The following is a 14,045-nucleotide window of genomic DNA, read 5'->3' on the forward strand; positions in this document are numbered from 1 at the left end:
CAACTTAGATAGATTTTCGGAGCGCTGTCTAGAAAAATTTACGTATTTCTGATGAGCTAATGCAGTTTGCTACGTCGAATTAGCAATATTCTGCGGCTTTTCTGATAAGAATTCGATTGAAATTTCTCATGTATAAATATTGGAGAAATGCGATTCTGAGAACTGTTTTGAGAGAATCTGGTTTCAAGGCAGCCCTGAACCGCATCAGATTACCAACTTAATTAGAAAGGTTTCAAGTTACTCATCAACAAGGATGCATGTTCGAGAGGCAAGCGCTTTGAAGCATGACGCAAAGAGCTGTTGTCCCAAACGAAGGATAGCGAACACGGCCAAAAAATTGGAAGAGTTGGCGCTCATCAAGGAGCGTGACAGATGCAAGGTCCGCTTTCAGGATGACAACCACGAAAACAAGCCCCCACTCGCCTTCGCTTTTACGCGCCCAACTCAACCTGAAAACGGACCTAAACGGAGAAGTCCCCCATCATCTAGGACAACCGAGAAGCCCTGACCTCCAAAAAATGAACAAGTGACTTGCGAGATGATCCATTCACCCACCAGCCCAAAATGGAAGGCGCGCCTCCATGTAGCAGCGGCAAACTTCGCTCTCTCACTTGCTGTTTCAGACAAGCTGCTCAGTTGCTGGCTATCACCCTACTGTTATTGAAGAATTAGCCAATCCACGGATCATGGGTGCCGCAGTTTGAAGGGTCAGGATTGTTGGCAGGTAATTCAGTAAAGGCTCATGGCCCCGCCATTTTCTTCCCATAGTTTTCGGGAGATGGATTACCTCCACCAGATCGCGTTGATTGCGTGCATCTGGTTCTGTGCTCAGATGCCTCTGCTCGTTCAAGCCTGAGGATTGAACCACCTTCTCTACCCGACCCAAAACCGCTGGTGATGCCCGGAGTGGACCATGGAAAAACCAACTGATCAAAACCCAGAGAGCCCCCATGACAGTCGCTATGGAACCACACCGGGATACATGGCCGGATTTGGCAATGATTTTGAGAGCGAGGCCCTCAAGGGCGCCCTGCCACAAGGACGGAACTCACCGCAACGGGTTGAATATGGTCTATATGCCGAACAGCTCTCCGGCTCTCCTTTCACCGCACCGCATAGGACACTCGAACGCTCCTGGCTCTATCGCATCAGACCTTCCGTTAAGCACCTGGGTCGCTTGCAGAAAATCATGCATCCCTACTGGAAAACCGCCCCCAACAAGATCCCTGATGTTGTCTCACTTGGCCAGTATCGCTGGGATCCGGTTCCGTTTCCTGAAGGCCAAAAGCTCACGTTCATCGACGGCATCCGCACCATAACCACAGCCGGCGACGTCGGCATACAGATGGGCATGGCGGCGCATGTATATCTGGCCAACGCGGATATGGAGGACGAGTACTTTTATAATGCCGATGCGGAGTTGCTTGTGGTGCCACAAACTGGCCGTCTGAAGATCGCAACCGAGTTCGGCCTGATTGATCTGGAACCGCTAGAAATCTGCATTTTGCCGCGCGGTATGGTGTTTAAAGTCAGCCTGCCAGACGGCAAGGCCAGAGGCTTTATCTGTGAGAATTACGGCGCTAAGTTCACGCTGCCCAACCGCGGCCCAATTGGCGCTAACTGTCTTGCAAATCCAAGGGATTTTAAAACGCCAGCAGCGCAGTTTGAAGACATCGAACGCCCATGTCATGTGACGGTCAAATGGTGCGGGGAATTTCACCGGACGACCATCGATCACTCACCGCTGGACGTTGTGGCATGGCACGGCAACTATGCCCCTTATAAATATGATTTGCGTCATTTCTCTCCCGTGGGCGCGATCAGTTTCGACCACCCAGACCCTTCAATCTTCACCGTACTCACAGCCCCAACCTCAGAGGAAGGCACGGCCAATATCGACTTTGTGATCTTTCCGCCCCGCTGGCTACCGCAGGAAGATACCTTCCGGCCACCCTGGTACCATAAGAACATCATGTCTGAACTGATGGGTAATATTTATGGGCAGTATGATGCCAAACCACATGGCTTCGTCCCCGGCGGCATCAGCCTGCACAACTGCATGCTGCCCCATGGTCCAGATCAGGAAGCTTTTGAAAAAGCCTCTCACAGCAGCTGGGATCCGGTGAAGCTGAAAGACACCATGAGCTTCATGTTCGAAACCCGTTTTCCGCAACAACTGACTGAGTTTGCGGGAAAAGAAGCCCCTCTTCAGGACGATTATGTGGACTGCTGGTCTGGCCTGGAGCGCAAATTTGATGGCACTCCCGGCTTGAAATAACGCTTTTTCATAGGAGCTGACGATTATTCGGAGTTTACTCTGAAAAATGACAGGTATTCACATAAGTCTCCCTCTGCGCTATCTTCCGTAACAGTTTTTCATGGGAGTAGCGCATGAGTAAGCCTTTTTCACAGGCCGTAACAGTTTTTCACGAAAGCTGGCTTCCCGTACCTGCAACTCCGGCAGGCTACTCAGCGCTTATTGATGCCTATGACTTAAGAGTACCCCTTCCACACAAATTATGCGCCATCGGAGATCGCCACAAGATCATCGAGCAAGACGGCTGGCGTATTTTCACTCCCCGGCACGCCCCGGAAGCCACGCTGTTGGGCCACCTCACTTTTGCGCTGAAAAACGAAGGGCTGGATCTAGCCCTGCTCAAGCGCCTGTTCCTTGTCTGCGGCCCGGAGCCCATTGAAGAATTGATGCGATCCCGCCCGACGGGCCGCTACACACGACGCATCTGGTTTCTCTATGAATGGTTGCTTGGCGAGAAACTGGATCTGCCCGATGTCGAGTCAGGCGCTTATGTGGATGCACTGGATACCGACAAGCAATTCGGTGGCAGCTCTGTCTCCTCACCCCGCCATCGCGTGCGCAACAACCTACCTGGGACACCTCAGTTCTGCCCTCTCATCTTCCGCAACAGCGATCTGGAGGCCTTTCAGCAGGCCAAACTGCAGGAAAAAGCTATGGATGCAGCCGCATCCGTTCCCAAAGACCTGCTCGCACGAACCGCAGCCTTTTTGCTATTGAAGGACAGCAAGTCCAGCTTCGCCATTGAAGGAGAGCGCCCGGCACATGACCGCATCCAACGCTGGGGGCGTGCCATCGCAGAGGCTGGCAAAACACCGCTGAGCATCGATGAGTTCCTTCGCCTCCAACGCATCGTGATTGGCGATGACCGCTTCGTTCATCTGGGTCTGCGTGAAGAAGGCGGCTTCGTCGGCATGCACGACCGCGAAACTCGTATGCCCGTGCCAGATCACATCAGCGCAAAGCCGGAAGATCTGCGAAGTCTGATGAAAGGCATGATTGACTTTGCACATGACCACGCCAAACATCTGGACCCAGTTCTGGCAGCAGCTGTTCTCGCCTTCGGCTTCGTTTACGTGCATCCGTTTGAAGATGGCAATGGAAGGCTCCACCGCTACCTCATCCACCACGCGCTGGCACAGCGCGGCTTCAATCCACCCGGTGTGGTGTTTCCGGTCTCCGCGGTGATTCTGGAACGAGATCGATACTTACAGACAAGTGCTGGAAGACTACTCAGCACGCCTTCTCGGTAAAATTGACTGGCAACCCACATCCCACGGCAACCTCAGCGTGACCAACGAAACAGCTGACTTTTACCGATTCTTTGACGCCACCGCCCACGCAGAATTCCTCTACGCCTGTGTAAAACGTACGGTTGAACACGACTTGCCGGAGGAAGCCCGCTTCTTGCAAAACCACGACCGCTTCCAGCGCGAACTTTCCCAACTCATCGACATGCCCGCCCGCCTGTCCGATCTCCTCTTCCGATTCCTGAATCAAAATAACGGAAAACTCTCCCACCGCGCGAAATCAAAAGAATTCGAAGCACTGACCGAAGAAGAAACGAAGCGTATTGAGGAGATTTATGAGCGGTATTTTGAGTAGAGCCTAGATTATATTACTCTTCCCCTAAAATATAGACATCTAAACATAAAAAACAATCTCCCCACAGTAAGAATACAGAAACTACAAATAAATAATACTCACCTAAACCAAATCAACTAAATAAAAATCAAAAACAAAAGAACCACCCAGAAGTTCATCTTTTCATAAAATTCAACTCAATTAAAATTACCACTTATTTTGCAGAGACAAAATCTCTCCTCCATCATCAAGGGATATCAAATTTTCTGTTGATGCGTTCTTTTTTGAAAGTACATTCGCGTCTAGGTTATATATGGAACTTTAAGTTTAGATGCAGGCATCATAGATCTAGATGCTACCCCAAATTTGAGTGAGTTTTGCTGCGTGTTGGAAATTGTAGGCCTATCAGTTCGTGTACCTGGAGCTTCAAACAAAGAAGCATTATGGCATCTGCTGAAGTCAGAGCAAAACAGCATAACTGAGATCCCTGCAGATCGTTGGTCTCATTTCCGCTACTTACACCCTCGGATGTCTGAACCAGGAAAAGCATACACATTCAAAGCGGGTATTGTAGAAGATCTCTGGAATTTTGACCCAACCGCATTTGGCATTTCACCTCGTGAAGCGGAGCAAATGGATCCTCAGCAAAGGATCCTGCTCCAACTTGCCTGGGAAGCGATCGAAGACTCTGGTATTTCGCCTGAGACTCTCGCAGGTGATCATGTTGGTGTTTATGTGGGCGCCTCTGCTCTTGATTATGCCAACGAGAGCCTATTCGATCCAAATGTAGCAACTGGTCACTTTATGACTGGTAATACGCTCTCAATCATTTCAAATCGTCTCTCCTATATCTTCGACTTGAAAGGCCCGAGCTTTACAGTTGATACTGCATGCTCATCTTCTCTGGTTGCGCTGCACGAAGCATATCGTGCCCTCTGCTCCGGTCGTATTGATTGTGCAATTGTAGCGGGTGTTAACGTGCTTGCGAGCCCGTTCCCATTCGTTGGTTTTGCGCAGGCAACCATGTTGTCTCCAGATGGTCAGTGTAAAGCCTTTGATGCCAACGGTAACGGTTACGTGCGTTCTGAAGGTGGTGTAGCACTCGTCATCAAACGGAAGGACGCCCCTCGTTGGAAAGGTCAGCGATCACACGCTGACATTGTAGCTGTTGACGTCAACTCTGATGGTCGCACAGTTGGCATGTCCCTTCCATCTGATGTGGAACAAGCCAATCTGCTTGATCGCGTTTATAAGACGCATGGAATTGATCCAAACCAGCTTGCATTTGTTGAAGCCCACGGGACAGGTACCCGTGTTGGCGATCCGGCTGAAGCTGGTTCCATTGGTCGCACTCTTGCACAAAAACGACGTGCACCGCTGCCTATTGGCTCGGTGAAAACCAATGTTGGTCACTTGGAGCCGGCATCAGGGTTGGTTGGACTAGCAAAATCTATTCTGGCATTGCAAAATGATTACTTCCCAGCCAGTCTGCACTTTAAAGATCCGAACCCGGATATCGATTTTGATGGCTTAAACATTAAAGTCGCAGGTGAAGGTGTTGAGCTTCCTCGTACAGGTGCTCCACGTTTTGCTGGTGTGAACTCATTTGGTTTTGGCGGTACCAACGCCCACGTCATCATCAGTGATCCTGATACGCCAGCTGAAAATGTAACTCAGCTCAATACTCATCAAAATCAGAGTACTTTGCTTCTTAGTGCGCCAACCAAAGAAGCACTTGTTGAGCTCGCTCAGAAAGTATGCGAATGAAAATCTTTTGACTGAAAAGGATAGTCAAAAGATTTGTGCAGCTACATTCCATCGGAAGCGTGTTTTTCAGGAAAAAGCTGCGTTTAGAGGTGCAGATCTCACCTTGTTGAAGACGGCGCTTTCCGACTTTGCGAATGATCAGAAAAACACGAATGTCATCTACTCCAACAAAGCTGCAAGCACTGGAAAATGCGCGTTTGCATTTTCGGGGAATGGCGCTCAGTGGGCAGGCATGGGCCGTGATGCCTACGCTGCAAACGGGTTGTTTAAGCAAGTCTTTGACAATGTAGATACAATCTTCACAGGCCTGTCTGGCTGGTCATTGAAGACTGAGCTCTTCAGTGAAACGCTTGAAGACGATCTAAAAAAGACCAGCATTGCGCAACCGCTTCTGTTTGCTGTTCAGGTTGCCCTATGCAAGGCTCTGGAAGATTACGCACTCAAACCAGATATGGTGCTAGGCCACAGCATCGGTGAAGTCGCAGCCGCTCACATAGCAGGCGCACTCACCCTGGAAGCGGCTGTAAATCTTGTTTTCCATCGATCTGCTGAACAAGAAGTGGTTGCTGGTCACGGCACCATGGCAGCACTTGTGCTCCCTGCCGATGAAGCGCGCCGCCTTGTTGCCCAAAGCGGTTTTGACTCCATCGAAGTTGCAGCTGAAAACAGTCCAAAATCAGTCAGCTTGTCTGGTACTAAAGAAGACATGGACGGCTTTGCAAAGTTTGCCCGGGCCAACCATGTTGCCTTTAGAAAAGTTGCGCTGAACTATCCGTTCCACAGTCAACTTATTGAACCTGTTGAGCGACCATTCCGCAACGCAGTTGGAATGGTTGTGTCTGCAACAAGTCACATCCCATTCATCTCCACGGTAACAGGTGCCGTCGCTGATGGTGAGGATTTGAATGCTGATTACTGGTGGCGAAACCTTCGCAAACCAGTGCTGTTTTCAAAAGCTGTTGCAACTGCTTTGGATCTTGGTGCTGAAACCATCATTGAGATTGGTCCAAAGCCAATTCTGCAGAGTTATCTCCGCCAGGTTGCAGCTGACAAAGGCGGAAAAGGTTCCGTCCTTTCCAGCTTGTCAAATGAGCAGCTGAATGGTGCAGATCCGGTCATAAATCTGGTGGCACGCGCTTTTGTTGCCGGTATTAAAGTCGATACAGACAAGCTTTTTGGCAAGAATCCAGAGGAGCCAGTCAATCTGCCACCTCTGCCTTGGCAAAACAAAAGCTTCCGCTTTGAAAACAGCCATGAAGCCAACATGGGCATCTTCCGGGGGGAGAACACCCTCTGCTTGGATGGCGCCCAAACAACAATTACAATCTCTGGACGACCCATCTGGACCGCTTCACCGTGCCATTCCTGGAAGATCACGTCATTAACGGCCAGATGATCTTCCCGGGTGCTGGTTATGTTGAGATGGCTCTGGCAGCAGGCGCCTCTTTGTATGGCTCTGAGGCTGTTGAACTCCGCTCTATGGATATTCTGCAAGCGCTTGTCTTAAGCGACGAGTATCTGACGGAAGTTCAAACTGAAATCTCTGAGGAAACAGGCACAGTTAAAATATCTAGTCGCATGCGCCTGAGTGGTGATGACTGGACACTGCATGCCGTTGGCCGCGTTGGGAAGCTGGAGACAACAGCTCCTGACATTCAGCTGGATTTTGAAGCTGCCAGCCTCATCAACAGTGGCGAGGAAATTTATAAAGCTGCTCTGACCTACGGCTTAGAGTTTGGTCCGCGCTTCCAGCGTACTCAAAACGTTTCTCAGGTCGATCAAGGTACCTTTATCGTCCATCTTTCTGCTCTGGACGAAGTTGATCAGGTCTCCGCCTTCGGTATCCATCCCGCTGAACTAGATGGGTGTTTCCATGGGTTGCTGTCCTTGTTCAGAGAAACAACGACACAAAACAGCCGCCCTAAGGCTTACGTGCCGATCTTCTTTGATAAAGTTCGTCAGTATAAATCAGGCTCATCCCCTGCTTATGTGCGCATTCAGGTAAAACGTGCGTCTGATCTCTCAATTCTGGCAGATTTCCAGATCTTTGATGAAGATGACAACGTCATCATCGCAATCAAAGGCGGACGTTTCAGAGCAACCGAGCTTGGCAGAAAAGACAATCCCTCTGATCTGATTTATCGCGTAGAGTCTGCTCTGCAGCGTAGCCCATCAGCTCAAGCAAATAAGCTGGCTCACGTCTTCCCTGCGATTGAAGATTACGTTGCAGAGAAATTCAGAACCGTTGATGATGAAGCAGAGCGTGAAGCTTACTTGCTGCTCAACGCAGCGGCACAGCGGACGGCTTTCGATATCATCTCAAAGTTTGCCGATGATGATCAGACCGTTACCATCGAAAGCCTGCCTGTCAATCACCGACGCTATTTCATCAATCTTCTGAGCATTCTGGAAGAAGCCGGTGCAGCAACAGACTGTGGTGCAGGTCGATTTGATCTGAACAGCGATTTCGAACTTCCAGAGTTCGATTTGCTGGTTGAAAGTGTGCTTGAGGAAAGTCCGAAAGATATCGCTGCGGCCACAATCCTTGCGACTACCCGCAAACATGTTCTTGAAAGCCTTCAACGCGGTACTGTTGATGAGGAAAACCTCGAGCATTCTAGCGCGATGTTGGAACAGTATTGGTATTCCTCTCCAGAAGCACAAACACGCAGCAAAAGCGTGTCGCAATGGTTGAAGACTGCGCTTGCTGATTGGGACCTGAACACGCCACTACACGTTTTGGACCTGAGCGGCTCTGGCCTGAATCTGGCAAAAGATGTTCAGCAACTTCTTCCAAATCGGATCACGCGTATTTCTATCGCGGACAGCAATCACAAAAGTGCTGCGCGGTTGACTGCCAGTGTCCTGGATGAGCCGAACATTACTGTTTTCGACACCAGCAATCAGGATAGCAATCACACTTGGGAAGCAGCGCTGGAACAAGGGCCGTTTGACATTATCGTCTCTTCTGGCCTGCTCCACACAGCGTGTCAGAGCGAGCCTCAGCTCTTCGATAAGTTGGGGCAATCGCTCTCAGAAGGTGGCCAGTTCCTTGCGATTGAGCCTCTGACCGACGTCTTCCATGACGTTGCCTTCGGCTTATCTCAAGACTGGTTTGCAGGTTCGTTGTCCGATGAATTCCCAGTCGGCCCACTTAAGTCAAGCAATGATTGGCTGGATCAGTTCGGTAACACGTCTTTTGAGGCACCTATTGCAATTGAAGCACTGAAAGATGGGGCTTCTGTTGTTCTGCTAAAAGCAACGTCTAACGCTTCTAAAGCTGAGCAGCAGGCAAGTGCACCTCTTGATCTGACAGATAGTGATGCTCTCCTTGTTCTTACCGGCAATGCTAAGCAAGAACAGGAGATCGCTAAGGCAATCAAAGCAGATGAACGTCTCGCATCTTGCAATGTCACCATTCTGGATGCTGACAGCGATCAGTTTGATCTGAATGAAGCAAGCGGATGGAAGACTGCACTGGCGGGCTCTGCTTTCCTCGATGCTGATCAGAAAACGATCATCCACCTTTATGGCCTGGCTGAAACTGGCGATAATCCTGTCGACCAGGTGATGAAGCGCTGCGCAACCTGCGTCGGTCTTGTCAAAGCCTATCCGGGACTTGCTGGGCAGCTCGCATTCGTTGCACCTGGCGGCAGTGGTCACAGTTCAAAACAGGAAGCGCCAGTACAAAGTGCTGCATGGACGTTTGCACGTGTGCTTGGAAACGAAGCACCAGAGCTTACACCACTCACACTGGATGTGGCGCTTGATAAGTCCATAGAGGGCATTACCTCAGATGTTCTGGAAGCTGTATTCTCACAAAATCAGGAGAACGAACTTCTTCTACCGAATGAAAATCAGGTGGTTTCACGCGTCAAATCTGGTTTTGGTCAATCGTCCTGGGTGCCAGCAGAAAACGTTGAACTTAACTTCTCTGAAGCGGGTTCCCTGAACCACCTGGACTGGCGTGGACAGGAACGTATTGAGCCTACGCAAGATCAGGTTGAGATCAAGGTCGCAGCAACCGGCCTTAACTTCCGTGATGTGATGTGGACTCTGGGAATGCTGCCGGAAGAAGCTCTTGAGGATGGATATGGCGGTCCAAATCTGGGATTGGAGATCTCTGGTACGGTTACGCGTGTCGGCGAGAATGTGAGCGATGTCTCAGTTGGAGACAAAGTGGTCGCCTTCACTTCTGGTGGTTACTCCTCTTATGTAACATGTCCTAAGTTTGCGGTCGCAAAGCTTGATCAGAGCCAAGAGCTGGTATCAGCTGCAACCTATCCAGTTGCCTTCCTGACAGCTTACTACTCTCTCATTCACCTTGGAGAACTCAAAGAAGATCAATGGGTTCTCATTCATGGTGGTGCCGGTGGTGTTGGCCTAGCTGCATTGCAAATTGCAAAGCACGTTGGTGCAAAAATTATCGCAACTGCGGGTTCTGAAGAGAAACGTGAGATTCTGCGCCTGCTTGGAGCAGACCACATTCTCGATTCTCGCAGTCTCGAGTTCCCTGACAAGGTCATGGAAATCACAGATGGGAAAGGCGTTCATGCTGTTCTGAACTCCCTCGCTGGCGAAGCGATGGAAGCGAGTATCAACATTGTTCGCCCATTTGGCCGCTTCCTAGAGCTGGGTAAGCGCGATTACTACGCAAATACCAAAATCGGCCTGCGCCCATTCCGTCGCAATGTGTCTTACTTCGGCATCGATCTGGACCAGATCCTTCTGCATGACAGTGATCTGGCCCGTAAGCTGATTGAAGATGTTTTTGAGCTGATCAAAGATGGCACCTTCACTCCACTGCCATATCGCGTGTTCGAAGGTCGCAACGTGCAAGACGCATTCCGTCTGATGCAGCGCTCCGGCCACATCGGAAAGATCCTGATTACCCCTCCTGAGCCAGAAGAGGTTCGCGTCCCTCAGGAACGCAAGCCTCTGGAGTTCTCCGCTGATGGGCATCATGTTGTAATTGGTGGCCTGGGTGGTTTCGGTCTCGAGATCTGCCGCTGGATGGCTGACAACGGCGCACGCCGTATCACTCTGACAAGTCGCTCTGCAAACGTCAGCGAAGCGCATAAGAAGCTGTTTGAGGCCCTTGCCAACAAGGGCGTTACCGTCTCTGCAGTCAGCTGTGATGTGACCGACCGGGCTGCGATCAACACTCTGTTGACCGAGCTGCGCCAGTCCGCACCAATCAAGAGCGTTACCCATGCAGCGATGGTGCTCGATGACGGTATCATTCAGCAACTTGACGAAAGGCGCTTCCGCAAGGTTCTGGAACCAAAAGTTCAGGGTGCAAGTCTGCTTGATGAGCTGACGCGCGACGACGAACTTGATCAATTCATTCTGTTCTCCTCAGCGACAACGCTGATTGGTAACCCAGGTCAGTCTCACTATGTGGCTGCCAATGGTTATCTGGAAGGCCTCGCAAGAGCGCGCCGTAAAGCGGGCAAGCCTGCTACAGCTGTCGGCTGGGGTGCGATCGGCGATGTAGGCTTCCTTGCCAGAAACGCAGATGTTTCCGACAAGCTTTCACGTCACCTTGGTGAAGCAACCATCAAAGCACGTGAAGGCTTGGATATTCTGAAGCTGGCGATGGAACAGGATGACGGATCTGCACCAGCTGCAGTTGTCCATATCGGCCGCTTCGCGTGGGCAGCAGCACATCAGTCTCTGTCCCTGCTCAGCAAGCCTCTCTTCCAGGAGATCGTAGGCCGCACTGACGTTGATGGCGACAGTGATGGTGCAACAGACATTCTTTCACTGATTGAAGGCAAGTCTGATGCTGAAGCCAAGGAAGTCGTTGCGCATATTCTTGCCGGTGAAATTGGACGTATCCTGCGCCTTCCTGCGGAAGACATCTCTCATCAGCGCCCACTGGCCGAGTTCGGTATGGATTCGTTGATGGGACTGGAACTGCGAATGGGTATTCAGAAGCGTTTCAATCTGGAGATTCCGCTGGTTTCTATCTCCGGCGGGACATGCTTGGATGATTTTGCAGCTCAGATTCTGCAAAAACTCCGCAAACGTGAAGGTGGGGATGCCTCTGCTGAGGATGGCTCGCACAATGTACTTGCAAGCCAACACCTTTCTGATGATCTCGATGACGCCCAAAAATCAAGCGTGCGCGAGATCCTCGATACCCATCAAGACAAGAGCGCAAGAATTTTGAATTAATGGCCAAGTCAGAAAAGAAAAAACTGAGCAAAGACGACCGTTTAAATGCTTTGAGCGCTGTGCGGCGCTCAAAGTCGTCTGCTCCTAAGCCAAAGGCAACCAAACCAGCTCAGACACAGGCAATCGCTCCGAAATTTGCTGACTTGCCGGGTTTCAAAGAAATTCGCCTTCAAAAGGCTGCGGCAGATCTGTTGCAGATCAACAACCCGTTTTTCCGCGCCCATGAAGCACGTGCCGGAGCAACAACCCAGATTGATGGAGAGACGTACCTTAACTTCTCATCCTACGATTATCTCGGATTGAACGGCCACGAGAAGGTTCAGCAAGCCGCAAAAACTGCCGTTGACCACTATGGCATCTCCGCCAGCGCAAGCCGAGTTGTAGCTGGTGAGCGGGTGATCCACACAGAGCTGGAAGAACTCATTGCGAAGATGCATGGTGTCGAGAGCTCTGTTGCATTTGTCAGCGGTCATGCCACCAACGTCACCAGTATCGGCCAGCTGATGCAGCCGGATGATCTGATCATCCACGACAGCTACATCCACAACAGCATTGTAACCGGCGCCAAACTCTCCGGTGCTGTGCGCCAGTCCTTCCCGCACAACAATCTGGATGCCCTTGAAAATATTCTGGAATTGCGCGCGCACAAGCACCCACGCGTTCTGATCGTGGTGGAAGGCGTGTACTCCATGGATGGTGATTATCCGGATCTGCCACGCCTTATCGAGATCAAGAAAAAGTATGGTGCGTGGCTCATGGTCGATGAGGCGCATTCCATCGGCATTCTTGGCAAAACTGGTCGCGGGATCGCTGAGCACTTCCAGATTGATCCAAAAGACGTCGACATCTGGATGGGCACATTCTCCAAGACACTAGCTGGATGTGGCGGTTACATCGCTGGCTGTAGTGATCTGGTTGATTATCTGAAGCTCACCGCTTCCGGCTTTGTGTTCAGCGTTGGCATCGCCCCGCCAATCGCCGCTGCCGTATGTGAAGCCATACGCCTGATGGAAGCAGAACCAGAACGTGTTCAGGCAGCACAATCAAATGGCCAGTACTTCCTAGAAAAGGCACAAGAGGCGAACCTCGATACCGGCGTAAGCCAAGGCTGTGCTGTGGTCCCAATTATGGTCGGCGATTCCTTGAAGGCAACTGTTTTGGCTGCCCGTCTGCTGGATCGCGGCCTGAACGTATTGCCAATCATTTATCCAGCAGTGCCGGAAAAATCTGCTCGTCTGCGCTTCTTCATTACATCAGAGCACACCGAGGAGCAGCTGGACCAGGCAATTCAGCTGGTGAATGAAGAGATGGCGACTTACAACAGCAACCCCATCTCCATTCAGCAAGTCATGTCAGCTTAGTTGACGCTAACCATTTGAATCAGCGCTGATAATTGAAGCGCTGATTTCCAAGCCGCCGTAACTGCCATGGCAGCAGTTTTCCAATCCGGATGCTCAAGGCAAGCTGCCACGGAAACGCATAAAACGCCTTCTTCCGCCCAATCGCCTTCTTGATCTTTTCTGCCGCCTGTTCCGCAGTAGACTCATAGGGGCGCCAGCTCTTAAACTGATCTGCCATCGGTGTGAGAATATAACCCGGGCAAATCACCGAGACGAACACTCCCCACTTATGCAAGTGATCGCGCATTGCCTCTCCATAAGCAATGATACCTGCCTTTGAGGCCCCGTAAGCAGGACCGTCTGAAATGGGTTGCATTCCCGCAAGCGAACTGATCAAAGCAATACGCCCGCTTTTGCGCTTTTGCATGTAGGGAGCTACTGCAGTGAGCAAATTGACCGTTCCCCCAAGATTCGTTGCAATCTGTGCATGCGCTGTCTCTGCAGTTTCAACAGAACCGTCGATGCCATGAGAACCCGTAACACCTGCATTGGAAATCACTAGATCCAGAGAAACTTCCTGCTCCAGTTCATCGACCCAACTTTGAACAGCTTGCGCATCGCAAATGTCCAGCGATCTCCAAAGCACCCGGCAACCACGTTCTTCCGCAACCCGCACAGTCTGCCCCAACCGCTCCTCATTTCGCCCTGTCAAACAAAGCGCTACACCTGCCTCAGCATAACCCAGGGCAATCGCCCGCCCTAAACCCGAACTGGCACCAGTGATGAGAATCGACTTGGGTTTGAACATGGTGAATCAGCCTCCAGACACCCACACCGCGCCATTCATGGCAAACAGATGG

At 50.9% G+C, this 14,045-nt stretch carries 6 protein-coding genes and 1 pseudogene; 6 read left to right on the forward strand and 1 reads right to left on the reverse strand.

Going from position 1 to position 14,045, the window contains the following annotated elements; genetic code table 11:
• The first annotated feature begins 913 nt into the window (after positions 1–913).
• From hmgA to QT397_00795, 6 genes and pseudogenes are all read left to right on the forward strand, one after another.
• Positions 914–2,278, forward strand: coding sequence for a homogentisate 1,2-dioxygenase (hmgA, locus tag QT397_00770; protein WNZ53937.1), 1,365 nt, complete (start codon positions 914–916; stop codon positions 2,276–2,278).
• A gap of 113 nt (positions 2,279–2,391) precedes the next feature.
• Positions 2,392–3,919 (forward strand): annotated as a pseudogene (locus tag QT397_00775) (Fic family protein).
• Between the two features lie 363 nt (positions 3,920–4,282).
• On the forward strand, positions 4,283–5,665 hold the full coding sequence (locus QT397_00780; GenBank protein ID WNZ53938.1) for a polyketide synthase: 1,383 nt from the start codon (positions 4,283–4,285) through the stop codon (positions 5,663–5,665).
• Positions 5,637–7,061, forward strand: a complete 1,425-nt coding sequence (locus tag QT397_00785; GenBank protein WNZ53939.1) for an acyltransferase domain-containing protein — start codon at positions 5,637–5,639, stop codon at positions 7,059–7,061. The genes QT397_00780 and QT397_00785 overlap by 29 nt, the downstream gene beginning before the upstream one ends.
• A complete protein-coding gene (locus QT397_00790) occupies positions 7,007–11,845 on the forward strand; it encodes an SDR family NAD(P)-dependent oxidoreductase (protein WNZ53973.1) in 4,839 nt (1,612 codons plus the stop codon). Before QT397_00785 ends, QT397_00790 begins: the two co-directional genes overlap by 55 nt.
• A 59-nt stretch (positions 11,846–11,904) precedes the next feature.
• The gene (locus QT397_00795; GenBank protein WNZ53940.1) at positions 11,905–13,206 is read left to right on the forward strand and encodes an aminotransferase class I/II-fold pyridoxal phosphate-dependent enzyme; all 1,302 of its coding nucleotides are present in this window, start codon (positions 11,905–11,907) and stop codon (positions 13,204–13,206) included.
• Between the two features lie 19 nt (positions 13,207–13,225).
• On the opposite strand, the gene QT397_00800 is transcribed toward QT397_00795, so the two are convergent.
• The gene (locus QT397_00800; GenBank protein WNZ53941.1) at positions 13,226–13,993 is read right to left on the reverse strand and encodes an SDR family NAD(P)-dependent oxidoreductase; all 768 of its coding nucleotides are present in this window, start codon (positions 13,991–13,993) and stop codon (positions 13,226–13,228) included.
• Positions 13,994–14,045 lie beyond the last annotated feature (52 nt).

The organism is Microbulbifer sp. MKSA007 (assembly GCA_032615215.1).
Taxonomy (GTDB): Bacteria; Pseudomonadota; Gammaproteobacteria; order Pseudomonadales; family Cellvibrionaceae; genus Microbulbifer.